Below are 22,788 nucleotides of genomic sequence, written 5' to 3' on the forward strand. Positions count from 1 at the left end.
TAGGCCCTCGATAATCGCCGCATGTCGTCTTCTCCTGCCACCGGCCCCACAAGTTCCCCTGGTGCCGTCCGGCCTCAACGCCTGTTCGACGGCTGGTGGCGGCGGCAGTCGCCGGCCCGGCAAGACCGTTTTGCGACGCTCGGGCCGCTGGTGTCGGTGCTGCTGTTTCTGGCCGCCATCATTTCCGCCTTCTGGTACCTGCGCAACGAAGAGTTCGAGCGCGAGCAGGAGTCGGTCAAACGCGACACCGAGATCGCGCAGCAGCAGATTCGCCTGCGGCTGATCGAAAACCAAGAGCAACTGGTGCGCTTCGCGCGCGAGATCGGCACCAAGGCCATCGACGAGAAGGGTTTTCTGACCCAGGCCGCGACCTTTGCGCGCGAGCGACCCGAGGTGACCAACGTGCTGTGGCTGAACGCCAACCGCACCCGCCGCGCCAGCTTTTCGGCGGTGACCTTCCACCCCGAAGAAAACGCCACCTCGTCGTCCGACCTCGGCCCCTCGCTGCCGCAGGAAGGCAGCCAGACCGCGCCCGAGAACGCCTTCGCCATCGTGCGCGACTTTCGCCAGCCGACCTACACGCGCCCCTTCGACGACGTGTACGGCACGCCGGTGTTCCAGGTGCAGATTCCGCTGATCGAGCGCAGCACCTTCTCGGGCGTGCTGGTGGCCGAATATTCAGCCGAGTCGCTGATCCGCTACTTCGTCCCCAACGAGGTGATCAAGCGACATGCGATCACCCTGCTCGACGAAAACGACAAGATCATCGCCAGCACCGTGAGCGGGGGGGGCGGCGAACTGCCCGCCAACCAGCCCGGCCAGCGCGCCTCGATCGTGCACCTGGTGCCCATCGCGTCCACCAACAACGGGCTGGTGCTGCGCGGCGAGGGCTACCGCACGTCCATCGGCCTGATCAGCAACACGCTGTTCTGGATGGTCGCGGCGCTGAGCGCCCTGACCGTGTGGATGCTGCTCGGCACCTGGCGCCACATGCGCCGGCGCCTGCAGATGCAGAACACGCTGGTCAGCGAGACCAACTTCCGCCGGGCGATGGAAAACTCCATGCTCACCGGCATGCGCGCGATGGACATGGAAGGCCGCATCACCTACGTGAACCCCGCCTTCTGCGCCATGACCGGCTTCAGCGAGAACGAGCTGATCGGCCGCATGCCGCCCTTCCCTCACTGGCCGCCCGACCGCATCGAAGAAAACAACCGGCTGCTGCAGCAAGAACTGCAGGGCCGCAGCCCGGCCGGCGGCATCGAGGTGAAGGTGATGCGCAAGGACGGCTCGCAGTTCGATGCGCGCATGTACGTCTCGCCGCTGATCGACCCCAAGGGCGTGCAGACCGGCTGGATGACCTCGATGACCAACATCACCGAGGCCAAGCGCGTGCGCGACCAGCTCTCGGCTTCGCACGAGCGCTTCACGACCGTGCTCGAAGGGCTCGATGCCGCCGTGTCGGTGCTCTCGGTGCAGCAGGGCGAGCTGCTGTTCGCCAACCGCTCGTACCGCCTGTGGTTCGGGTCGGACGCGCGCGGTCACGGCCAGCTGGCCGGCACCGACAGCGGCCTGCCCACGCTCAGCGACGTCGGCGATTCGGTGGACAGCTACGGCGGCCTGCCGACGCAAGAGCTCACCGAAGCCGGCTCCGACCCGCGCGAGCTGTACATCGAGTCGCTCGGCAAGTGGTTCGACGTGCGTGCGCGTTACCTGCAATGGACCGACGGCCGGCTCGCGCAGATGCTGATCGCAACCGACGTCACCAGCCGCAAACAGACCGAGGTGCAAGCCGCGCAGCAGGCCGAGAAAGCGCAGGTGACCAGCCGGCTGATCACCATGGGCGAGATGGCCTCGTCGGTGGCGCACGAGCTCAACCAGCCGCTCACCGCCATCACCAACTACTGCAACGGCATGGTCTCTCGCGTGAAGGCCGAGAGCATCGAGAAGCCCGACCTCATCGCCGCGCTCGAAAAAACCGCCAAGCAGGCCGACCGCGCCGGGCAGATCATCCGCCGCATCCGCGCCTTCGTGAAACGCAGCGAGCCGCAGCGCCAACCCGCGCAGGCGCAGACCATCGTCGAAGACGCGGTCGATCTGGCCGGCATCGAGATGCGCCGGCGCAGCGTGTCGCTGCAGGTGTACGTGGCGCAACGCCTGCCCACTTTGATGTGCGATCCGATCCTCATCGAGCAGGTCGTGCTCAACCTGCTCAAGAACGCTGCCGAGGCCATCGACAACGCCGGCCTCTCGTCAGACCGCCGCAACATCGAACTGCGTGTGGTGCCGAAGAACATCCCCGACGAAGGCGAAGTCATCGAGTTCAGCGTGACCGACAGCGGGCCAGGCATCTCGGAAGAAGTGCTCTCGCGTTTGTACGAGGCCTTCTTCTCGACCAAGGCCGAGGGGCTGGGCATTGGCCTGAGCCTGTGCCGCTCGATCATCGAGAGCCACAGGGGCCGGATCAGAGCCCAGAACCTCTACAATGGCGACCTCGCTGTGGGCTGTCGTTTTGCATTCACGCTGCCCGTCGAAACCACCAAGACACCAGGCCTAGAACAGGCCCTGACCTGAGACAGCACCCATGAGCTTGATCCCGAAAAAAGGCACGGTCTATGTGGTTGACGACGACGAGGCGGTCCGCGACTCGTTGCAGTGGCTGCTCGAAGGCAAGGACTACCGCGTCAAGTGCTTCGACTCGGCCGAATCCTTCCTCTCCCGCTTCGACCCGCGCGAAGTGGCCTGCCTGATTGCCGACATCCGCATGGAAGGCATGAGCGGCCTTGAACTGCAAGACCGCCTGCTCGAACGCCGGTCGCCCCTGCCCGTGGTCTTCATCACCGGTCACGGCGACGTGCCGATGGCCGTGACGACCATGAAAAAGGGCGCGATGGACTTCATCGAAAAGCCCTTCAAGGAAGAAGACCTGCTGGGCCTCGTCGAGCGCATGCTCGACCAAGCCCGCAGCGCGTTCTCGCATCACCAAGAGGCCGCCAGCCGCGACGCCCTGCTCTCGCGCCTGACCACCCGCGAATCGCAGGTGCTCGAACGCATCGTCGCCGGCCGCCTGAACAAACAGATCGCCGACGACCTGGGCATCAGCATCAAGACGGTCGAGGCGCACCGCGCCAACATCATGGAAAAGCTCAATGCCAACACCGTGGCCGACCTGTTGAAGATCGCCCTCGGCGCGCAGACCAAGGGCTGAAGCCACACACCCGACGAAGGGGCCGCTCGATGCGGCCCTTTTTGCTTCAGCCGCCGAATCTTTCCTTTGGCATCGTCTGATTCAAGTTCTCACCCCTCTCGTCGATCCGCTCGAACCACCTTTTCCGAAGCAAGACCATGACCGCTCAACTCATCGACGGCAACGCCCTGTCCAAACAACTGCGCGGCGAGATCGCCCAGCGCGCCGCCGCCCTCACGGCCCAGGGCCGCCAGCCCGGCCTGGCGGTGATCCTGGTCGGCGAAGACCCGGCCAGCGCGGTCTACGTGCGCAACAAGGTCAAGGCATGCGGCGAGTCGGGCATCCACTCGGTGTTCGAGAAGTACGAGGCCACGCTGAGCGAGGCCGAGCTGCTGGCGCGCATCGACGCGCTCAACAAGGACGATTCGATCCACGGCATCCTGGTGCAGATGCCGCTGCCCAAGCACATCGACCCGCAGAAGGTCATCGCGGCCATCGCGACCACGAAAGACGTGGACGGCTTCTCGGTGCTGAGCGCCGGTGAGTTGGCGAGCGGCCTGCCGGGCTTTCGCCCCTGCACGCCCTACGGCTGCATGAAACTGATCGAATCGACCGGCTTCAATCTGCGCGGCAAGCACGCGGTGGTCATCGGCCGCAGCAACACGGTGGGCAAACCGATGGGCCTGCTGCTGCTGCAAGCCAACGCCACCGTGACGATCTGCCACAGCGCCACGCCCGACTTGGCCTTTCACACGAAGCAGGCGGACGTCATCGTTGCCGCCGTGGGCCGCCGCAACACGGTGACAGCCGACATGGTGAAGCCTGGTGCCGTGGTCATCGACGTTGGCATGAACCGCAACGACGAAGGCAAGCTCTGCGGCGATGTGGACTTTGCCGGTGTCTCGCAAGTCGCCGGCTGGATCACCCCCGTGCCGGGCGGTGTCGGCCCGATGACCATCACGATGCTGCTCATGAACACCCTGGAGTCAGCCGAACGTGTGGTTTGACCGTTGAAGGTGGGCCTTCTGCCATCACGTGGTCAAACAGCCGCCACGGAGACGGAACACGGCTTGCCCGACCGACTCGAAGCCCCACACCCGCGCCCAGAAGTGCCCGCCCCGCGAAAAGGAAGCCCTCGATGACGAACCCCTTGCTCGACACGACCGACCTGCCCCGTTTCGATGCGATCAGTCCCGAGCATGTGACGCCGGCGATCACCGAGTTGCTGGCCGACGCCGACGCGGCGCTCGAACGCGCCACCAGCGACGCCACGCCCGCCGACTACGACGCCCTCTCGGCCGTGCTCGACGTGGCGACCGAACGCCTGAGCCGCGCCTGGGGCGCCGTGCAGCACCTGAACGGCGTGGCCGACAGCCCCGAGCTGCGCGCCGCCTACAACGAGAACCTGCCCGCCGTCACCGAGTTTCATACCCGCATGGGCGCCGACGAGCGCCTGTACGCCAAGTACAAGGCGATCGCCGAGGGCGCGTCGGCCCCGGCGCTGAGCGCCCCGCGCCGCCAGGCCTTGTCGAACGCCATCCGAGACTTCGTGCTGTCGGGTGCCGAGTTGCAAGGCGAGGCGCGTGAGCGCTATGCGCAGATCCAGGAACGCCAGGCCGCGCTGCGCCAGTCGTTCTCTGAGCACGTGCTCGATGCGACCGACGGCTTCTCGCTCTTCGTCACCGAAGCCGACCTGGCCGGCGTGCCCGCCGACGCGGTGGCGGCCGCGCGTGCCGCAGCGCAGGCCGAAGGCCGTGACGGCTACAAGCTCACACTGCACCTGCCGAGCTACCTGCCGGTGATGCAGTACGGCACCAACCGCTCGTTGCGCGAGCAGCTCTACAAGGCCTACGTGACGCGCGCCAGCGAGTTCGGCCCGCAAGAGCAGGACAACTCGGCCGTGATGCGTGAGTTGCTGGCGCTGCGCCAGGAAGAGGCGCGCCTGCTCGGCTACGCCAACTTCGCCGAGGTGTCGGTGGTGCCCAAGATGGCCGACACGCCGAAGCAGGTCATCGACTTTCTGCGCGACCTGGCTGCGCGTGCCAAGCCCTATGGCGAGCGCGACCTGACCGAGCTGCGCGAATTCGCCCGCGACGAACTGAGCCTGCCCGAGCTGCAGGCCTGGGACGTGGCCTTCGCCAGCGAAAAGTTGAAAGAGCGCCGCTACGCGTTCAGCGAACAAGAGGTCAAGCCGTACTTCACCGAAAGCAAGGTGCTCGACGGGCTGTTCCGCATCATCGAGACGCTGTTCGAGGTGGCGATTCGCCCCGACACCGCGCCGGTGTGGCACCCGTCGGTGCGCTTCTTCCGCATCGAGCGGCAGGGCCAGCTGGTCGGCCAGTTCTACCTCGACCCCTACGCGCGCGCCGGCAAGAGACCCGGCGCCTGGATGGACGACGTCCGCAGCCGCTGGGTGCGCCCCGAGGGCGTCACGCAGACGCCGGTCGCGCACCTGGTGTGCAACTTCGCGGCGCCGGTGGGCGACAAGCCCGCGCTGCTGACGCACGACGAGGTGACCACGCTCTTCCACGAGTTCGGCCACGGCCTGCACCACATGCTCACGCAGGTGGGCGACATCGGCGTGTCGGGCATCTCGGGCGTCGAGTGGGACGCGGTCGAGTTGCCCAGCCAGTTCATGGAGAACTTCTGCTGGGAATGGGACGTGCTCAAGCACATGACCGCCCACGTGGACACCGGCGAGCCGCTACCGCGCACGCTGTACGACAAGATGCTCGCAGCCAAGAACTTCCAAAGCGGCATGCAGACGCTGCGGCAGGTCGAGTTCGCGCTGTTCGACATGCGCTTGCACGCCGAGCCCGGCAGCGAAGAGCGCATCCAGCAACTGCTCGACGAGGTGCGCAAAGAGGTCGCCGTGGTCGTGCCGCCGGTCTTCAACCGCTTCCAGCACGGCTTCTCGCACATCTTCGCGGGCGGCTACTCGGCCGGCTACTACAGCTACAAATGGGCAGAAGTCCTGAGTGCAGACGCCTGGAGCGCCTTCGAGGAAACAGGTACCCTCAACCCCGACACTGGCCGGCGCTACCGCGAAGCGATCCTCGAAGCCGGCGGCAGCCGCCCGGCGATGGAAAGCTTCAAGGCCTTCCGGGGCCGCGAACCGACGATCGACGCGCTGCTGCGTCACCAGGGCATGGCCGGCTGAGCCGACGCAAGGCCCACGCAAACGATCACGCCGCACCCGAACAGGAGACCCGCTCAAGATGGATTCGACCCGCTTCCCGTCCCCTCGCGCCGCCACCTTGGCAGCCGTCTGCGCGGCCATGCTGATGGCCTCGGCGCCGGCTTTTGCCATGTACAAGGTCATCGGCCCCGATGGCAAGGTCAGCTTCACCGACAAGCCGCCGCTCGGGCCAGAGAACAAGGTGCAGCCGATCAACGCGAGTCGCGGCGCACCCGCACCTGACACCGCGTCGCTACCGCTCGAATTGCGCCAGGCGGCGCAGCGCTACCCCGTGACGCTGTACGTGACGACCGGCTGCGACGCCTGCGAGGCGGGCCGCCAACTGCTGACGAAGCGCGGCATTCCGTTCAGCGAGAAGACCGTCACGACCAACGCCGACGGCGAAGCGCTGCAACGCCTGAGCGGCGCGCGCGACCTGCCCGTGGTGGCCATCGGCTCGAAGCTGCTGCGCGGCCTGCAACCCGACGAATGGACGTCGTACCTCGATGCCGCGGGCTACCCTAAGGACTCGCGCCTGCCCGCCAGCTACCGGCCCAGCGCCGCCACGCCGCTCGTGCCGCCCGCCATCGAACCCGCCCCGGCCCCGGCGCCGCAACCCGGCTCGCTGCCGGCAGCGCCGGCGCCCGCGCCGGGCGGCTTCCGCTTCTGACCGGGCGCGCCCACCGCGCCGCACCACCGCCATGCAACCGGCACAGGCCGCCCTCGGGCGGCCTGTTTCATTCGTGGCCCACGCGTCGCGCCTGCCAGCTGCCCAGGCCCACCGCCGCGCCCATCAGCCAGAACAACCCGGCCGCACCGACCGTCGCGCCGAGCACGCCAAACAGCAAGGGCATCAGCGCGCTCGATGCGTTGATCGTCATCGAGCGCAGCGCGATCGCCTCGCCATGCCGATCAACCGGCGTCACGTGATGCAAGGTCGTCATGATCATCGGCTGCACCGACCCGAGCGCCAGGCCCAGGGCTGTCGCGCACACGCCCATTGCCAGTGGATGCTGCATCAGCGGGTAAACGGCGAACACCCCCGCCGTCAGCCCCATGGCGCCCACCAGCACCTGGCTCGGCCGCAGCCGCTCGGCCACGAAGGGGATCAGAAACCGCACCCCAGCCACCGCTGCCGCGAAAGCGCCAAGGATGAGCCCGATGGCTGACGCGCTGAAGCCACGCTCGTGGCCCAGCACCGGCACGACGAAGGCGTGCATGTCCCAGCTCGACGACATCAGCCAGTTCACCAGCAGCAGGCGGGGCAGGCCCGGTGTCGCCAGCAACTGCAGCGCGCCGCCGGGTGTGACCGGGCCGGCGGCCGCGCGGGGTGCCTCGCGCGGTACCTGTGAGGCCCAGGCCAACGTGGCCAGCGGCATCAGCAGCAGCACGCCAAAGGCGCCGGCAAAGCCGGTGAGGTCGATCAAGGCGCCGGCCACCACGGGGCCGACGATGTTCGACAGGGCCGGCGCCAGGCCCAGCCAGCTGAAGACCCGGGTCAGCTGGCTGCGGTCGCCCGCGGCCAGGCGGCCCGCGCTGCGCTGGATGGCGATCAGGCCGACGTTGGTGCCACTGCCGCACAAGGCCGCTGCCACGCACAGCAGCGCGAAGCGGCCTTGCGGCACAAAGGTCGCCAGCAGCGCGAGCAAGCCGCCAACGACGGTGAGCGCCACCGCGATGCCCACCGGCCGGTGGTAGCCGTGGCGGTCGGCCAGGCGCCCGGCGCGCAACGACACCAGCACCGGCGCGGCCGCGAACAGGCCGAGCAGCACGCCGACCATCCAGGCCGGTGCGCCGTCGCGCAGGACCAGCAGCGGCGCCGCGACCCGCACCCCGGCCATGCACGAATGCAGGCTGACCTGACCGAGGATCAGGGCCAGCAGCGAGCGCGGAACAGCAGGCATGGCGGCAGGACGCTCAGCCGGCCGTCAACCCGGGCTGATGCCCTGGGTGGGGCTGGCGCCCTCTTCTTCGTCCGCCTCGATCTCGTCGCCGGTGCCCGGCAGCAGCAGCTTGGCCTGCGCTTCGGGCAAGGCCTCGACGCCGCGCAGCCTGCGCGCCATGGCGCGGGCCCGCACCTCGGCCGACGAGATGTTGTTGCTGGCCTCGTCGAGCTTCTTCTTGGTCTTGGCGAGCACGTCGCCGAACTTGCCGAACTCGGTCTTGACCGCGCCCAGCACCTCCCAGACCTCGGCCGAGCGCTTTTCGAGCGCCAGCGTGCGAAAGCCCATCTGCAAACTGGTGAGCGTGGCCAGCAACGTGGTCGGGCCGACCAGCATCACCTTGTGCTCGCGCTGCATCGACTCGACCAGGCCCGGCCGGCGCAAGGCCTCGGCGTACAGGCCCTCGGTGGGCACGAAGAGGATGCCGAAGTCGGTGGTGTGCGGCGGTGCGACGTACTTCTCGCGGATCGTCTTCGCCTCGGCGCGCAGGCGTTGTTCGATGGCCTTGGCCGCGACCTCGACCGCCACCGCGTCGGCCCGGTCTTGCGCGTCGAGCAGGCGTTCGTAGTCTTCGCGCGGAAATTTCGCGTCGAGCGGCAGCCAGAGCGGCACGCCGTCGTCGCGCTGGCCCGGCAGGCGGATGGCGAACTCGACGCGTGAGCCGCTGCCCGGCACGGTCTCGACGTTGGTCGCGTACTGCTCGGGCGTGAACACCTGCTCGAGCAACCCGGCAAGCTGCACCTCGCCGAAGATGCCGCGCGTCTTCACGTTGGTCAGCACGCGGTTGAGCGAGCCCACGTCGCGCGCCAGGGTCTGCATCTCGCCCAGGCCCTTGTGCACCTGGTCGAGCCGGTCGGCCACCAGCTTGAAGCTCTCGCCCAGGCGCTGTTCGAGCGTGGCGTGCAGCTTCTCGTCCACCGTGGCACGCATCTGCTCGAGCTTCTTCTCGTTGTCGGTCTGGATCGCGGCGAGCCGGGTGTCCACCGCGCCCTGCACCTGCACCAGCCGCTGCTCGACGCTCTGGGCCAGGTGGCGCAACTGGTCGTTCAAGGCCTCGCCGAAGCGCTTGAGCGCCAGGTCTTGCGCCTCTCGCCCAGCCTGCGACTGCAGCGCCAGCGACTGGCTGGCCGCCTGCAGCGACTGCGCCACCGCCTGCTGCATGGCGGCGAGCTGTGTACGGAAAGAATCGATCTGCTCGTTCTGCGTGCGGGCGACATCGCCCGACTGGGTCAGCAGCGTCTGCTGGAAGAGCGTGAGGCTCTGCGCGATCTCTTGGCGCGTGCCGCGCGCCGAGTCTTGCACCTCGCTGCGCAGGCCGCGTTCGAGACGCTGGCTGGCTTCGGCCTCGCGGGCCGCGCTGCCATCGTCACGCCGACGCAGCGCCGACCAGATCAACACCCCAAGAATCAGCGCATTCAGCGCCAGCAGCAGCCACGGAAACGCTTCGGTCATCGGTCGATTGTCTCAGGCGTCTTCGAGCCCACCGCTCAGGTTACGGTGCGCGAAAGCACCTCGGGGTTCAGTGCCGTGGGCGGGTGGCCGGCGTGCTCGCCGCAGCCCAGCGCCGCGATGAGGTTGTCGGCGGCGAGCTCGGCCATCGCGAGCCGCGTGGCGCGGGTGCTGCTCGCGATGTGCGGGGTGAGCACGACGTTGGGCAATGCAAGCAGGTCGGGGTGCACCTGCGGTTCGCCCTCGTACACATCGAGCCCCGCCGCCGCAAGGAGCCCTTCGCGCAGCGCCTGGGCGAGCGCCGCGTCGTCCACCACACCGCCGCGAGCGATGTTGGTCAGCGTGGCGCTGGGTTTCATTCGCGCAAGTTCGGCCGCACCGACGAGGTGGTGCGTGCCGGCCCCGCCGGGCACAACGATGACCAGGTGGTCGGCACGGGCGAACAACTCGTCCTTGTCCACGTAACGCGCGCCGCAGGCGGCTTCTTGCTCGGGTGAGAGCCGCGAACGGTTGTGATAGACCACCTGCATGCCGAAGCCGAGTGCCCCGCGCCGAGCGATCGCCCGGCCGATGCGGCCCATGCCGAGGATGGCGAGCGTCGTGCCGTGCACGTCGCACCCGGCGAAGAGATCGACCGACCACTTCGTCCATTCGCCGCGCCGCAAGAAGTGCTCGGACTCGCTGATGCGCCGGGCCGCGGCCATCATCAGCGCGAAGCCGAAATCGGCGGTGGTTTCGGTCAGCACGTCGGGCGCGTTGCTGCACAGCACGCCGCGCGCCGTGCAGGCGGCGATGTCGATGTTGTTGTGGCCGACCGCCATGCTGCACACGGCGCGCAGCTGCGGGTTGCCATCGAGCAGTTCGGCGGTGATGGGCTCGCTGCCGGTGATCAGCACGCCGGCGTGGCCCTGCAGGCGCTCGGCCAGTTGCCCGGTGCTGAACGTGCGGTCGTCGGCGTTGTGATCGACGTCGAAGTGCGCGCGCAGGCGATCCAGAACCTCGGGAAACATCGCCCGCGCCACGAAGACGGAGGGCCGCGCTGCCATGGCAGTCACACCGTGAGTGCGTCGAGCGCTTTCAACAGCGCCGTGGGCAGGGCTCGCGTCGGGCGGCGGGTCTCGCGGTCCACGTAGACGTGGATGAAGTGCCCTCGTGCGGCGCTCATCGGCTCACCGGCCACGAACAGGCCGATCTCGTAGCGCACGCTGGTCGCGCCGCGGTGCACGACGCGCAGGCCGGCTTCGACGATCTGCGGAAATTCGATGGACGAGAAGAAGTTGCAGTGCGTCTCAACCACGAGCCCGATGACCGGGCTGCGCTGGATGTCGAGCGCGCCGACTTCGATCAGGTAGCGGTTCACCGCCGTGTCGAAGAGGCTGTAGTAGACGACGTTGTTGAGGTGACCGTACGCGTCGTTGTCCATCCAGCGCGTGGTGAGCGTGGTGAAGTGGCGGAAGGCATTGCGGGGTTCGGGTTGCGGGCGGGTGCTCATGGCGCGCGATTGTTCCACCGCTGCCAACTGGCGAAGGCCTCGCGCAGGCTCTGCAGGTGCAGTGCCACGGTCTCGTCCACCACCCTGCCGTAGCCGCCGGCCATGGCCAGCGCGACGGGGATGCGGCGCTCGCGCAGCGCATTCAGCACGCGCCGGTCCCGCTCGCCCATGCCGTCGGCACTGAGCTTCAGGCGGCCCAGACGGTCGCCTTCGTGCACGTCGGCCCCGGCCAGGTAGAACGCGAGTGTGGGCAGTTCTTCGCCGTGGTGCTGCCAGACGCGCTCAAGCGCCTCGTCGAGCGCGGCCAGGTATTCGGCGTCACCACACCCGTCGGGCAGGCCCACGTCGAGATCGCCCGGCTCTTTGCGGAAAGGAAAGTTTTTCTCGGAGTGCAGCGACAGCGTGAACACCGTCGGGTCGTCTCGAAAGATCGCGGCGGTGCCATTGCCCTGGTGCACGTCGAGATCGACCACGAGCACGCGCAGCGGGCTCGCCCGCCCCAATGCATGCGCCTCGGACTGCATCAGGCGCGCCGCCACCGCGACGTCGTTGAACACGCAGTAGCCGCCGCCTCGGTCGGCGCTGGCGTGGTGCGTACCGCCTGCAAGGTTGGCGGACACGCCCTCGGTCAGCGCCGCACGCGCCGCGCCGATCGTCGCGCCGACGGAATGCCGCGATCGGGTGACCATGCCGGGCGTCCAAGGAAACCCAATTTCGCGCACTTCGGCCGCGGACAATGTGCCTTGCACCACCGCATCCACGTACGTTGACGTGTGGACGCGCATGAGATCGGTGTCGCTGGCCGGGGGGGATTCCTCGATGGTGACTTCCGGCAATGCCTGCGAAAGACGCTCTCGCAGCAAGGGGTACTTGGTGGCCGGAAAGCGGTGTCCGGCGGGCAGCATGAGCGAGTACCGAGAGGAGTCAAAAACGCGCATTGAGGGTGGCGGTACTAGGAAGATTGCGGGGTGGAACATCGGGCGGCGGCCTTCCCATGATGGAAGTCCACACCCGTTCACTTTAGAGCCATCCCCCTAGTTTGCTGCAACGCAGCAGAAAAAGCTTGTCTTCGTGACCGCCATTCGTATACTTCGGTCCCATGGTGCAGCGCAACATAGCTGTGTCAGAAACCCGAACTAACCCTCTGGAGATGCACGAAATGCTGACCGCTGAACAACTGGTTGCTGCCCACAAGGCCAATGTCGAAACCCTCTTCGGTGTCACCGGCAAGGCCTTCGAAGGGATCGAAAAGCTCGTCGAACTGAACCTGCAAGTGGCCAAGGCCGCGATCGGTGAAGTCGCTGAAACCACCAAGGCCGCGATGTCGGTCAAGGACGCCCAGGAACTGATGGCCCTGCAAGCTGGCCTGCTGCAACCGGTCGCCGAAAAGGCCGCCGCTTACAGCCGCCACCTGTATGACATCGCTGCCAGCACCAACGCCGACATCGGCAAGGTCGCCGAAGCGCAGGCCGCTGAAGCGCAGAAGAAGTTCATGTCCGTCGTGGACAACGCCGTGAAGAACGCGCCCGCCGGCACCGAAAACGCCGTCGCGCTGGTGAAGTCGGCTGTCGCTGCAGCCAACAACGCCTACGAAAGCGTGCACAAGGCTGCCAAGCAGGCCGCCGATGTCGCCGAAGCCAACTTTCAAGCGCTGACCAACACGGCCGTCAAGGCCACGCAGCAAGCGGCTGTCAAGCCCAAGCGCGCCGCCTGATTGACGCGAAACGCCGGCCCCTTCGAGGGCCGGTCCGATTCGCGCCGTCGGTCACCGGGTTGAACTTCTTTCCAGTCATCACATCTGATGAGTTCCGCAGGCGATCCCTGCGGTCTCCCTGAAAGGTTGTCTCCTCGGTACTTCGCGAATTCGGATTCCAGGTACCTTTCGGCCTCGGTGGCAACACCGGGGCCGCTTTGTTTGGTGGACGCGTTCGGCCTCAGCCCGGCACGTAGCGCGTCTTGGCGGCAATGCGTGCCTTCAGGTCCGCCAACGCCGCCTGGGCCGCTTCCCGGCCCGCCTGGATCGACTTTTTGCGCGCACCGAAATCGGCGCCCGACACGCCGGGTAGCCGAGGCCGCAGCACCACGTCGGCCTCGCGCAACTCGAAGTTGTTGATGCTCTTGCCCATGATGGCGAAGGTCTGCAGCAGCATGCGCATCGGGTCGCTGGTGATTGCGCCTTCGGGCGCCTGCGAAATGTCCACCGCAACGATCACCTCGGCGCCCATCTGGCGGGCAAAACGCACCGGCACGGGCGACACCAGGCCGCCATCGACATATTCACGCGTGCCGATCTTCACCGGCTGAAACACCGCCGGCACCGCGCTCGACGCGCGCACCGCGAGACCAGGGTCGCCGCGCTGAAAGAGGATGGGTTGGCCACTGTCGAGGTCGGTGGCAACGATGCCCAGCGGCATTCGGAACTGTTCGATGGTGCGGTTGCCCGTGTTTTCGCGCACATAGCGCGCCAGTGCCTCGCCGCGGATCAGCGCCCGACCCGGAAAGGCCCAGTCGGCGAACGCCGATTCGTCCATCGAGTCGGCCATCGTGCCCAGCGCCGCCCCGTTGCGACCGGCGGCGTAAAGCGCGGCCACCAGGCTGCCGGCCGAGGTGCCGGCGACCAGATCGACCTTGACGCCGTTTTCTTCGAGCACCTGAATGACACCGATGTGGGCGAAGCCTCGTGCCGCACCGCCACCCAGCGCCAAGCCCACGCGCGGCAGGCGCGGGACTTGCACGACGGGAGGCGCCGAGGCCGGGGTGTCGGGTGGGGTCACGACCGGCGGGGTCGTGGTCTGCTGAGTCGGCGTGGTGACGCAGGCCGACAAAGAACCGAGAAGCACGGCTGCCGCGAAAACGCGGAGCCGGCTGAAAGAGAACAGGATGTGCAGGGGCATGGTGGCGCGGATTGTAGAAACCGCGCCCGCCACTCACTTCATTCCATCTCGGAATAACCAATCAACGATTTGGTTGTTTTGGAATATGAAGAGTGTCGTCACAATCCGCGCCTTCTTCCGCAATCCGGCCCGCCTGCGCCCCCTGCAATGACCTTCGACTACGTGGCAATCCTCAGCGGCTTTGGCGTCGGCGCCATCGTCGGGTTGACGGGCGTGGGCGGCGGCTCGCTGATGACGCCGCTGCTGCTGACGGTGTTCAAGCTCAACCCGGCCACGGCGATCGGCACCGACCTGTGGTTCGCCGCGCTGACCAAGACCTCGGGTGCGGTGGCGCACCGCCGCCACGGCCATGTCAACGGCCGCGTCACCCTGCTGCTGCTGGCGGGCAGCGTGCCGGCCTCGCTGCTCACCCTGGCGTTGATGCACTTCACCGGCGTGACCAAGGGCTGGGCCAGCGCGCTGACGTTTTCGCTCGGCATCGCCCTGCTGCTCACGGCGGTCACCGTGGCGTTCAAGCAGACCTGGCATGCGGTGGGCGTGTACCTGTCGCGCTGGGTGACCGAAGCGCGCCGCCCCGGGCTCACGGTGGCCAGCGGCGCCCTGCTCGGGGTGCTGGTCACGCTGAGTTCGATCGGCGCCGGGGCCATCGGCGCGACGCTGATCCTGATCCTCTACCCCAAGATGGAAGCCCGCCACGTGGTCGGCACCGACATCGCCCACGCCGTGCCCTTGACTTTGGTGGCCGGCATCGGCCACGCCACGCTCGGCCATGTGGATTGGCTGCTGCTGGTGTGGTTGCTGATGGGGTCCATCCCCGGCATCTGGATCGGCGCCCAATTGACGAGGAAAATACCCGACCGCCTCGTCCGCACGCTCTTGTGCATTTCGCTCGTCACCGCCGGCCTCAAGGTCATTCATTGATTCGCCATGTATCAGTACACCTCGTTCGACCGCCAGTTCGTCAAGCAGCGCGCCGCGCAGTTTCGTGACCAGCTTCAGCGCAACCTCGCCGGCACCCTGAGCGACGATGAATTTCGCCCGCTGCGCCTGCAAAACGGCTGGTACGTGCAGCGCCACGCGCCGATGCTGCGTGTGGCCGTGCCCTACGGCGAACTGAGCAGCGCGCAGTTGCGCAAGCTCGCGCACATCGCCCGCACCTACGACCGCGGCTATGGCCACTTCACGACGCGCCAGAACCTGCAATACAACTGGATTCCGCTGACGCAAAGCGCCGACGTGATGGACGAGCTGGCCTCGGTCAGCATGCACGGCATCCAGACCAGCGGCAACTGCATCCGCAACACCACGAGCGACTGCTTCGCCGGCATCGCCCCCGATGAGATCGTGGACCCGCGCCCGTACTGCGAAGTGCTGCGCCAGTGGTCGACGCTGCACCCCGAGTTCGCCTTCCTGCCGCGCAAGTTCAAGATCGCCGTCAGCGGCGCGAAGGAAGACCGCGCCGCCATTGCCTGGCACGACATCGGCCTGCAACTGCTCAAGAACGAGCGAGGCGAGGTCGGCTTCCAGGTGCTGGTGGGCGGTGGCATGGGCCGCACGCCGGTGGTCGGCACGGTGATCAGCGAGTTCACGCCGTGGCAGCAGATCCTCGTGTTCATCGAAGCCATCGTGCGGGTCTACAACCGCTACGGCCGGCGCGACAACATGTACAAGGCGCGCATCAAGATCCTCGTGAAGGCCGAGGGCCAGAAGTTCGTGGACGCGGTGCAGGCCGAGTTCAAGAACATCCTCGAACACGACGTGGATGGCGCCGCGCACATCATTCCGCAAGCCGAACTCGACCGCGTCTCGGCGCTGTTCACGCTGCCCGAAGGTGTGGCGCCCATCGCCAATTCGTCGCGCCACGTGCCGAGCGACGCACCGGTGGCCTACAAGCGCTGGATCGAGCGTAACGTGCACGGCCACAAGGTGCCGGGCTACTGCGCGGTGACGCTGTCGCTCAAGCGGGCGGGCCAGCCGCCCGGCGACGCCACCGACGTGCAGATGGACCAGGCCGCTGACCTGTCAGACAAGTTCAGCCACGGCGAGCTGCGGGTGTCGCACGACCAGAACCTCGTGCTGCCCTGGGTGAAAGAAAGCGACCTGCCCGCGCTGTACGAGCAGGCCAAAGCGGCCAGCTTCGCCACGCCGAACATCGGCTTCCTCACCGACATGATCAACTGCCCCGGCGGCGACTTCTGCGCGCTGGCGAATGCACGGTCGATCCCCATCGCAGAAGACATCACCTCGCGCTTCGACGATCTCGACCGCCTCTACGACATCGGTGACATCGACCTGCACATCAGCGGCTGCATCAACTCGTGCGGCCACCACCACAGCGGGCACATCGGCATCCTCGGCGTCGATAAAGACGGCAAGGAGTGGTACCAGGTCTCGCTCGGCGGCTCCGACGGCTCCACCATCAGCGGCGAAGCCGTGCCGGGCAAGGTGATCGGCCCCTCGTTCGCCGCCGACGAAGTGGGCGACGTGATCGAAGCCGTGATCGAGACCTACCGTGGCCAGCGCGCCGCCAACGAGCGATTCATCGACACCGTCAAGCGCGTCGGCCTCGACCCGTTCAAGACCGCCGCCAACGCGGTGCGTCGTTCCACCGCCAAGGCCGCGGCCTGAGCCCGGGAGCACCCATGAAATTCATCGACACCCACCGCGACCCCTGGCACACGCTCATCGGCGACGACGGCCCGATGGTCAACGTCACCCCGGCCCCGCATTGCCTGCTCACGCTGGCGCAATGGCACGCCGTGCGGTCCACCTGGCCGGCCGACCTGCCCGTGGGCGTGATCTTCCCGAACGACCACGACATCGAAGAACTGGCGGCCGACCTGCCGCGCCTGGCGCTCGTCGCACTCGAATTTCCGAAGTGGGTCGATGGCCGAGCCTACAGCCAGGCCCGCCTGCTGCGCTCGCGCTACCGCTTCGCCGGTGAAGTGCGCGGCATCGGCGAGGTGCTGGTCGACATGGTGCTGCTGATGCAGCGCACCGGCTTCGATGCCGCCCAGCTGCGTGCCGACCAGTCGCGCGATGTCGCCGAGCGGGCGCTGGGTTTCTTCCCGGGCCACTACCAGGGCGACGTCGAAGAGCACCGCCCCGTGTTCGCCCGCCGAGGTGAAGAGATCAAGGCCACGCCGTTCAATCAAGCGGGGTCGGCGATATGAGCGCGATTGCCTTGTATGCCCGCCAGACCGAGGGCTTCGACGCCCGCGTGGCCAACGCCATCGCCGTGCTGAAGCAAGCGGCGACCGAACACCCCGGCAAGGCCGTGCAGGCCACCAGCCTCGGTGCCGAAGACATGGTGCTCACCGACCTGATCGCCAAGCACCAGATCGGCATCGCCGTCGGCACGCTCGAAACCGGCGCGCTGCACGAGCAGACGGTCGCGCTGATCCCGCGCATCGAAGAACGCTATGGCCTGAAGGTCGAGGTCTACACGCCGCAGGCCGAGGCTGTCATCCAGTTCGTCAAGAACCATGGCGAGAAGGCCATGTATGAAAGCATCGACCTGCGCAAGGGCTGCTGCGGCATCCGCAAGCTCGAACCGCTGTCACGCATGCTGGCCAACCGCAGCGCCTGGGTGACCGGCCTGCGCCGCGAGCAGAGCAACAACCGCGGCGACGTGCCCTTCAGCGAGCCTGACGACAAGGACCGCATCAAGTTCAACCCGCTGGCCGATTGGTCGTGGGCCGACGTGTGGCACTACATCGCCACCCACAACGTGCCCTACAACCCGCTGCACGACGAGTTCATGCCCAGCATCGGCTGCGCGCCCTGCACGCGGGCCATCGCCGTCGGCGAAGACTTCCGCGCCGGCCGCTGGTGGTGGGAAGACGAGAAGGCCAAGGAGTGCGGCCTGCACGCGACCCATGGGGACGACGCCAAAGCGTCGTCGGGGGCCGAAGCCGCCGCTGTATCGATGATTGGAGAACGCAAATGAACGCCCCGCTGACCGTGGAGCAACTGCTCCCCGAGCTGGACCACACCCACCTCGACTGGCTCGAAGAAGAGGCCATCTTCATCCTGCGCGAAACCGTGGCCGCCTTCGAGCGCCCTGCCCTGCTGTTCTCGGGCGGCAAGGACTCGTGCGTGGTGCTGCGCCTGGCCGAGAAGGCCTTCAAGACCAAGGGCAAGGACGGCGAATACAAGGGTCGCCTGCCCTTCCCGCTGCTGCACGTGGACACCGGCCACAACTTCCCCGAGGTCATCGAATTCCGTGACCGCCGCGTCGCCGAGATGGGCGAACGACTGGTCGTCGGTCACCTCGAAGACTCGATCAAGCGCGGCACGGTTCGCCTGAGCCACCCGCTCGAATCGCGCAACGGCCATCAAACGGTGGCCCTGCTCGAAGCCATCGAAGAACACCGCTTCGACGTGCTGATGGGCGGCGCCCGCCGCGACGAAGAAAAAGCCCGCGCGAAAGAGCGCATCTTCAGCCACCGCGACAGCTTCGGCCAATGGCAGCCGAAAGAGCAGCGCCCCGAGCTGTGGACGCTGTTCAACACGCGCATCAAGCCGGGCGAGCACATGCGCGCCTTCCCGATCAGCAACTGGACCGAGCTCGACGTGTGGCTCTACATCGCCCGCGAGAACATCCCGCTGCCGACGCTGTACTACGCGCACGACCGCCAGGTCATCCGCCGCAAGGGCCTGCTGGTGCCGCTGACCGACGTGACGCCGCCCGAAGGCGACGAGCAGGTCGAGACCGCGCAGGTGCGTTTCCGCACCGTGGGCGACATGACCTGCACCTGCCCGGTCGAAAGCCCGGCCGCCAACGCCACCGACATCGTGGCTGAAACGCTGAAGGTCACCGTGAGCGAACGCGGTGCGACACGCATGGACGACCGGACCTCGGATGCTTCGATGGAGCGCCGGAAAAAAGAGGGTTACTTCTGAACATGAGCACTGCCGCCCCCATAAAAGACCACCGCGCCCTGCGCTTCCTGACCGCAGGCAGCGTGGACGACGGCAAGAGCACACTGATCGGCCGCCTGCTGTACGACAGCCGGGCGATCCTGGCCGACCAGCTCGACACGCTCGAAAAGCGTGCCGCCGGCGCGCCCATCGACCTGTCGCTGCTGACCGACGGCCTCGAAGCCGAACGCGAGCAAGGCATCACCATCGACGTGGCCTACCGCTACTTCGCCACCAAGCAGCGCAAATTCATCATCGCCGACGCCCCCGGCCATGAGCAGTACACGCGCAACATGGTCACCGCCGCCGCCGGCAGCGATGCCGCCGTGGTGCTGGTGGACATCACCAAGATCGACATCGACGCCCAACCCGTGGCCCTGCTGCCGCAGACGCGCCGCCATGCGCTGCTGGCCCACCTGCTGCGCGTGCCCAGCATCGTCTTCGCGGTGAACAAGCTCGACGCCGTCGCCGACCCGGCGCGCGCGTTCAACACCGTCAGCGAAGCGCTGCGGGCCTTCGCCCAGCAGGCCGGCATCGACGTCGCCGGGATCATCCCGTGCTCGGCGCTGCGTGGCGACAACGTCACGCAGCCCCTCGATGCCGACTGGTACGACGGCCCCTCGCTGCTGCAACTGCTCGAATCGCTGCCCGCGCTGCAAGAGCGCAAAGAGGGTGACCTGCTGATCCCCGTGCAGTACGTGTCGCGTGAAGGCGAAGGCACCGGCAACCAGCCGCGTTCGCTGTTCGGCCGCGTGGCCCATGGCCGCGTGAAGGCCGGCGACGAAGTGCAGATCTTCCCGAGCGGCCAGACCGCCCTCGTCGCCGAGGTGCGCCTTGCCGGCGACACGGTGGATGTGGTCGAAGCCGGCCAGTCGGCCGGCGTGCTGCTCGACCGCCAACTCGACGTGTCGCGCGGCGACTGGATCGCCACGCCCAAGACCATCAAAGAGACCCAGCGCTTCTCGGCCACGCTCGCCTGGCTCGACACCGAGCCCGCCGTCGTCGGCCGCAAGTACTGGGTGCGCCACGGCAACCGCTGGGTGCAGGCGCGCATCTCCAGCATCGAGAGCCGGCTCGACATCCACTCGCTGCAAGCGACCGAAGCCCACGAACTCGCCGTCAACGAGATCGGCCACGTGGTGATCGAGACCCAGCAGGCGCTGCCGGTCGAGCCCTATGCCGACAACCGCGTCGGCGGCGCGCTGATCATCGTGGACCCGGCCAGCAACCGCACCAGCGGCGCGCTGCTGGTCAAGGCCGCAGCCTGACGCCGGCATCATGGGCTTCGTCGTCTTCATCGGGGCCGGTCCCGGCTCTGCCGACCTCATCACGCTGCGTGGTGCGCGGCGTCTGGGCGACGCCGACGTGGTGCTGTACGACGCCCTCACCGACCCCGCCCTGCGCGACTTCGCGCCCAAGGCACAGTGGCTGCACGTGGGCAAGCGCGGCTTCCGCGACAGCACCGGGCAGGACGAGATCAACGCCCTGCTCATCGAACACGCGCGAAAAGCCCAGCTGGTGGTGCGGCTCAAGGGGGGCGACCCGAGCATGTTCGCACGCCTCGAAGAAGAGCTTGATGCGCTGGCCGAAGCTGGCATCGACAGCGAGGTGATCCCGGGCGTGACCTCCGCGCTCGCCGCGGCGGCAGCGTCCAAGCGCCCCCTCACGCGTCGCGGCAACGGCCGCAGCCTGAGCCTCACCACGGCGATGACGCGCACCGGCGACATGCACGCCTCGCGCACGGCCGACACCGAAGTCTTCTACATGGCCGGCAAGCAACTGGCCGCGCTGTCGGCCCGCCTGCTCGACGCCGGTTGGCCCGCCGACACCCCGGTCAGCGTGGTCTCGCGCGCCGGCTGGCCCGACAGCCTTCACAGCGACCACTGCGTTGCCACGCTGGCAGAGGCCAGCCCCTTGCATGCCGACCGGCCGGCGGTCGTCACGGTCGGTGCCGGGGCACGCCCGCTGGGCACCGGTGCTGCACTGCCGGCTCCAGGGTGAACCCGAACCCGTAAAATCCCGCGTTTCGCCTTGTGGCGAACCCCTTTTCCCTTCCTACCCCTTCGAGCCATGACTCACGTCGTCACCGAATCGTGCATCCGCTGCAAGTACACCGACTGCGTCGATGTCTGCCCCGTCGATTGCTTCCGCGAAGGCCCCAACTTCCTCACCATCGACCCCGATGAGTGCATCGACTGCGCCGTGTGCATTCCCGAGTGCCCGGTCAACGCGATCATGCCGGAGGAGGACGTGCCGGGCGACCAGCAGCACATGATCAAGCTGAACGCCGACCTGGCGAAAAACTGGCCCAGCATCACCAAGCGCAAGGCCGCGCTGCCCGATGCCGACGAGTGGAAAGACAAAACGGGCAAGCTGTCCGAGTTGATCAAGTAACTCGCGTTGCCCCTTGTCTGCGGCGTTGTTTGCCCCTCACTTCGATTGAGTCGCAGCGCGTGACCTGTCCCGAGTGAGCCTCGCCGCATCGCACCCTTCGCCCATCGAGACCGACGCCCTGATCATCGGGGCCGGTCCGGTGGGCTTGTTCCAGGTGTTCCAGCTCGGGCTGCTCGAAATCCGCGCCCATGTGGTCGATTCGCTGCCGCATGCCGGCGGCCAGTGCGTCGAGCTGTACGCCGACAAGCCGATCTACGACATCCCCGGCATCACCCGCTGCACCGGGCGCGAACTGGTCGAGCGCCTGCTCGCGCAGGTCGCCCCCTTCGAGCCCCAGTGGCACCTCGGCCAAGAGGTCGCCACCCTCGCCCGCCGTGACGATGGTCGCTTTGACGCCAGCACCTCCACCGGCACGCGCTTCATCGCCAAAACAGTCTTCGTTGCCGGCGGCGTGGGGTCGTTCCAGCCCCGCCAGCTGAAGGTGGAAGGCATCGAGGCATTTCGCGGCACGCAGCTCTTCTACGAGATGCAGCCGGCCGCGCGTTTCGCCGGCCAGCACGTGGTGGTGACCGGCGCCGACGACACCGCGCTCGACGCCGCCTGCCGGCTGGCCGACGCCCCCCCGGCAGAGCGCCCGGCGCGCGTCACCTTGCTGCACCGGCGCGATGCGTTCCAGGGCGCACCCGAACTCATCGCCCGAACGCAGGCCTTGCGCAACAGCGGCGCACTGCACTTCCAGGCCGGCCAGATCGCGGGCCTCGATGAGGCCGATGGCCGGCTGCAGGCTCTGCGCGTGCTCGACATCGAAGGCGACACGCACGCGCTGCGGCTCGATGCGCTGTTCGCCTTCCTCGGCGTGAGCCCGCGGCTCGGGCCCATCGCCGACTGGGGCCTGGCCCTCGAACGCAAGCAGGTCGTCGTGGACACCGAGAAGTTCGAGACGTCCACGCCCGGCCTCTTCGCGGTCGGCGACATCAACACCTACCCCGGCAAGAAGAAGCTGATCCTCTGCGGCTTTCACGAGGCCACGCTCGCGGCCTATGGCGCCACGGCGCATGTGTTCCCGGACAAGCGCATCCAGATGCAGTACACGACCACGAGTCCACGGCTGCATGCGCTGCTCGGTGTCGCCACCACAGGCGCGAGCGGGCACGCCGAAGGCCACGCGCCATAATCGCCGGCTTGCGTGGCCCTGCCGCGCAGCCTTCGCTGGGGGTGTTGGACGAGAGCTTCTCGCCCGACTGAGACAGTCCCTTTGAACCTGATTGAGGTAATCCTCGCGCAGGGAAGCACGCTCCGAAGCCACGGCTTCGCGTCCGCATGCGGCC

21 protein-coding genes and 1 riboswitch are annotated in these 22,788 nt (G+C 67.5%); of the genes, 15 read left to right on the forward strand and 6 right to left on the reverse strand.

What is annotated here, in order from left to right; translation table 11 throughout:
- Positions 1 to 21 precede the first annotated feature (21 nt).
- The 5 genes from AC1KAT_RS13505 to AC1KAT_RS13525 all read left to right on the forward strand — a co-directional run bounded on the left by AC1KAT_RS13505 (position 22) and on the right by AC1KAT_RS13525 (position 7,035).
- Positions 22 to 2,574: a PAS domain S-box protein gene (locus AC1KAT_RS13505; protein WP_480326759.1), complete on the forward strand. Its 2,553-nt coding sequence runs from the start codon at positions 22 to 24 to the stop codon at positions 2,572 to 2,574.
- A gap of 10 nt (positions 2,575 to 2,584) precedes the next feature.
- A complete protein-coding gene (locus tag AC1KAT_RS13510; RefSeq protein ID WP_480326761.1) occupies positions 2,585 to 3,208 on the forward strand; it encodes a response regulator transcription factor in 624 nt (207 codons plus the stop codon).
- A 137-nt stretch (positions 3,209 to 3,345) separates the two neighbouring features.
- Positions 3,346 to 4,194: a bifunctional methylenetetrahydrofolate dehydrogenase/methenyltetrahydrofolate cyclohydrolase FolD gene (folD, locus tag AC1KAT_RS13515; protein WP_480326763.1), complete on the forward strand. Its 849-nt coding sequence runs from the start codon at positions 3,346 to 3,348 to the stop codon at positions 4,192 to 4,194.
- A gap of 131 nt (positions 4,195 to 4,325) precedes the next feature.
- A complete protein-coding gene (locus AC1KAT_RS13520; protein ID WP_480326765.1) occupies positions 4,326 to 6,347 on the forward strand; it encodes a M3 family metallopeptidase in 2,022 nt (673 codons plus the stop codon).
- A gap of 58 nt (positions 6,348 to 6,405) precedes the next feature.
- The gene (locus AC1KAT_RS13525; protein WP_480326767.1) at positions 6,406 to 7,035 is read left to right on the forward strand and encodes a glutaredoxin family protein; all 630 of its coding nucleotides are present in this window, start codon (positions 6,406 to 6,408) and stop codon (positions 7,033 to 7,035) included.
- Between the two features lie 67 nt (positions 7,036 to 7,102).
- Here AC1KAT_RS13525 and AC1KAT_RS13530 read toward each other — a convergent pair whose 3' ends face one another.
- Genes AC1KAT_RS13530 through AC1KAT_RS13550 form a run of 5 tightly spaced genes read right to left on the reverse strand, consistent with a single transcriptional unit; the run spans position 7,103 to position 12,187 of the window.
- A complete protein-coding gene (locus tag AC1KAT_RS13530) occupies positions 7,103 to 8,269 on the reverse strand; it encodes an MFS transporter (RefSeq protein WP_480326769.1) in 1,167 nt (388 codons plus the stop codon).
- 24 nt (positions 8,270 to 8,293) lie between these two features.
- Positions 8,294 to 9,760 carry a DNA recombination protein RmuC gene (locus AC1KAT_RS13535; RefSeq protein ID WP_480326770.1) on the reverse strand — a complete coding sequence of 489 codons (1,467 nt, stop codon included), beginning with the start codon at positions 9,758 to 9,760 and terminating at the stop codon, positions 8,294 to 8,296.
- 35 nt (positions 9,761 to 9,795) lie between these two features.
- Positions 9,796 to 10,803, reverse strand: coding sequence for a 2-hydroxyacid dehydrogenase (locus AC1KAT_RS13540; protein WP_480326772.1), 1,008 nt, complete (start codon positions 10,801 to 10,803; stop codon positions 9,796 to 9,798).
- Between the two features lie 5 nt (positions 10,804 to 10,808).
- Positions 10,809 to 11,249, reverse strand: coding sequence for an acyl-CoA thioesterase (locus AC1KAT_RS13545; protein WP_480326774.1), 441 nt, complete (start codon positions 11,247 to 11,249; stop codon positions 10,809 to 10,811).
- Positions 11,246 to 12,187, reverse strand: coding sequence for a histone deacetylase family protein (locus AC1KAT_RS13550; protein WP_480326776.1), 942 nt, complete (start codon positions 12,185 to 12,187; stop codon positions 11,246 to 11,248). The genes AC1KAT_RS13545 and AC1KAT_RS13550 overlap by 4 nt, the downstream gene beginning before the upstream one ends.
- 221 nt (positions 12,188 to 12,408) lie before the next feature.
- Between AC1KAT_RS13550 and phaP the strand changes: the two genes are divergently transcribed.
- Entirely contained in the window at positions 12,409 to 12,963 is a 555-nt protein-coding gene (gene phaP / locus AC1KAT_RS13555; protein WP_480326778.1) for a TIGR01841 family phasin, read from the forward strand.
- Between the two features lie 220 nt (positions 12,964 to 13,183).
- Here the strand turns inward: phaP and AC1KAT_RS13560 are convergent, their stop codons facing one another.
- Positions 13,184 to 14,143, reverse strand: coding sequence for a patatin-like phospholipase family protein (locus AC1KAT_RS13560; RefSeq protein ID WP_480326780.1), 960 nt, complete (start codon positions 14,141 to 14,143; stop codon positions 13,184 to 13,186).
- A gap of 147 nt (positions 14,144 to 14,290) precedes the next feature.
- Here AC1KAT_RS13560 and AC1KAT_RS13565 point away from each other — a divergent pair, with 147 nt between their 5' ends.
- The 9 genes from AC1KAT_RS13565 (at position 14,291) to AC1KAT_RS13605 (ending at position 22,634) form a co-directional block, all read left to right on the forward strand.
- A complete protein-coding gene (locus AC1KAT_RS13565) occupies positions 14,291 to 15,064 on the forward strand; it encodes a sulfite exporter TauE/SafE family protein (RefSeq protein WP_480326782.1) in 774 nt (257 codons plus the stop codon).
- 6 nt (positions 15,065 to 15,070) lie between these two features.
- Complete coding sequence (locus AC1KAT_RS13570) at positions 15,071 to 16,771, forward strand: nitrite/sulfite reductase (protein WP_480326784.1); 1,701 nt, start codon at positions 15,071 to 15,073, stop codon at positions 16,769 to 16,771.
- Positions 16,772 to 16,785: 14 nt separating this feature from the next.
- Positions 16,786 to 17,316: a DUF934 domain-containing protein gene (locus AC1KAT_RS13575; RefSeq protein ID WP_480326786.1), complete on the forward strand. Its 531-nt coding sequence runs from the start codon at positions 16,786 to 16,788 to the stop codon at positions 17,314 to 17,316.
- Positions 17,313 to 18,092 carry a phosphoadenylyl-sulfate reductase gene (locus AC1KAT_RS13580; protein WP_480326788.1) on the forward strand — a complete coding sequence of 260 codons (780 nt, stop codon included), beginning with the start codon at positions 17,313 to 17,315 and terminating at the stop codon, positions 18,090 to 18,092. The genes AC1KAT_RS13575 and AC1KAT_RS13580 overlap by 4 nt, the downstream gene beginning before the upstream one ends.
- Positions 18,089 to 19,048 carry a sulfate adenylyltransferase subunit CysD gene (cysD, locus tag AC1KAT_RS13585; RefSeq protein ID WP_480326790.1) on the forward strand — a complete coding sequence of 320 codons (960 nt, stop codon included), beginning with the start codon at positions 18,089 to 18,091 and terminating at the stop codon, positions 19,046 to 19,048. The genes AC1KAT_RS13580 and cysD overlap by 4 nt, the downstream gene beginning before the upstream one ends.
- 2 nt (positions 19,049 to 19,050) lie before the next feature.
- Positions 19,051 to 20,334, forward strand: a complete 1,284-nt coding sequence (locus AC1KAT_RS13590) for a sulfate adenylyltransferase subunit 1 (RefSeq protein ID WP_480326792.1) — start codon at positions 19,051 to 19,053, stop codon at positions 20,332 to 20,334.
- A gap of 10 nt (positions 20,335 to 20,344) precedes the next feature.
- On the forward strand, positions 20,345 to 21,067 hold the full coding sequence (gene cobA, locus AC1KAT_RS13595) for a uroporphyrinogen-III C-methyltransferase (protein WP_480326794.1): 723 nt from the start codon (positions 20,345 to 20,347) through the stop codon (positions 21,065 to 21,067).
- A gap of 69 nt (positions 21,068 to 21,136) precedes the next feature.
- Positions 21,137 to 21,460 carry a ferredoxin FdxA gene (gene fdxA, locus AC1KAT_RS13600; RefSeq protein WP_480326796.1) on the forward strand — a complete coding sequence of 108 codons (324 nt, stop codon included), beginning with the start codon at positions 21,137 to 21,139 and terminating at the stop codon, positions 21,458 to 21,460.
- Positions 21,461 to 21,533: 73 nt separating this feature from the next.
- Positions 21,534 to 22,634, forward strand: coding sequence for an NAD(P)/FAD-dependent oxidoreductase (locus tag AC1KAT_RS13605; RefSeq protein WP_480326798.1), 1,101 nt, complete (start codon positions 21,534 to 21,536; stop codon positions 22,632 to 22,634).
- Between the two features lie 27 nt (positions 22,635 to 22,661).
- Positions 22,662 to 22,765, forward strand: a riboswitch (TPP riboswitch).
- Positions 22,766 to 22,788: the final 23 nt, after the last annotated feature.

Source organism: Piscinibacter sp. PDB5-1, from assembly GCF_056676035.1.

Excerpts from the sequence above, each read along its gene's own strand:
- AC1KAT_RS13505 (WP_480326759.1), top strand. The coding sequence starts at position 22 with ATGTCGTCTTCTCCTGCCACCGGCCCCACAAGTTCCCCTGGTGCCGTC.
- AC1KAT_RS13510 (WP_480326761.1), top strand. The coding sequence starts at position 2,585 with ATGAGCTTGATCCCGAAAAAAGGCACGGTCTATGTGGTTGACGACGAC.
- folD (WP_480326763.1), top strand. The coding sequence starts at position 3,346 with ATGACCGCTCAACTCATCGACGGCAACGCCCTGTCCAAACAACTGCGC.
- AC1KAT_RS13520 (WP_480326765.1), top strand. The coding sequence starts at position 4,326 with ATGACGAACCCCTTGCTCGACACGACCGACCTGCCCCGTTTCGATGCG.
- AC1KAT_RS13525 (WP_480326767.1), top strand. The coding sequence starts at position 6,406 with ATGGATTCGACCCGCTTCCCGTCCCCTCGCGCCGCCACCTTGGCAGCC.
- AC1KAT_RS13530 (WP_480326769.1), bottom strand. The coding sequence starts at position 8,269 with ATGCCTGCTGTTCCGCGCTCGCTGCTGGCCCTGATCCTCGGTCAGGTC.
- AC1KAT_RS13535 (WP_480326770.1), bottom strand. The coding sequence starts at position 9,760 with ATGACCGAAGCGTTTCCGTGGCTGCTGCTGGCGCTGAATGCGCTGATT.
- AC1KAT_RS13540 (WP_480326772.1), bottom strand. The coding sequence starts at position 10,803 with ATGGCAGCGCGGCCCTCCGTCTTCGTGGCGCGGGCGATGTTTCCCGAG.
- AC1KAT_RS13545 (WP_480326774.1), bottom strand. The coding sequence starts at position 11,249 with ATGAGCACCCGCCCGCAACCCGAACCCCGCAATGCCTTCCGCCACTTC.
- AC1KAT_RS13550 (WP_480326776.1), bottom strand. The coding sequence starts at position 12,187 with ATGCGCGTTTTTGACTCCTCTCGGTACTCGCTCATGCTGCCCGCCGGA.
- phaP (WP_480326778.1), top strand. The coding sequence starts at position 12,409 with ATGCTGACCGCTGAACAACTGGTTGCTGCCCACAAGGCCAATGTCGAA.
- AC1KAT_RS13560 (WP_480326780.1), bottom strand. The coding sequence starts at position 14,143 with ATGCCCCTGCACATCCTGTTCTCTTTCAGCCGGCTCCGCGTTTTCGCG.
- AC1KAT_RS13565 (WP_480326782.1), top strand. The coding sequence starts at position 14,291 with ATGACCTTCGACTACGTGGCAATCCTCAGCGGCTTTGGCGTCGGCGCC.
- AC1KAT_RS13570 (WP_480326784.1), top strand. The coding sequence starts at position 15,071 with ATGTATCAGTACACCTCGTTCGACCGCCAGTTCGTCAAGCAGCGCGCC.
- AC1KAT_RS13575 (WP_480326786.1), top strand. The coding sequence starts at position 16,786 with ATGAAATTCATCGACACCCACCGCGACCCCTGGCACACGCTCATCGGC.
- AC1KAT_RS13580 (WP_480326788.1), top strand. The coding sequence starts at position 17,313 with ATGAGCGCGATTGCCTTGTATGCCCGCCAGACCGAGGGCTTCGACGCC.
- cysD (WP_480326790.1), top strand. The coding sequence starts at position 18,089 with ATGAACGCCCCGCTGACCGTGGAGCAACTGCTCCCCGAGCTGGACCAC.
- AC1KAT_RS13590 (WP_480326792.1), top strand. The coding sequence starts at position 19,051 with ATGAGCACTGCCGCCCCCATAAAAGACCACCGCGCCCTGCGCTTCCTG.
- cobA (WP_480326794.1), top strand. The coding sequence starts at position 20,345 with ATGGGCTTCGTCGTCTTCATCGGGGCCGGTCCCGGCTCTGCCGACCTC.
- fdxA (WP_480326796.1), top strand. The coding sequence starts at position 21,137 with ATGACTCACGTCGTCACCGAATCGTGCATCCGCTGCAAGTACACCGAC.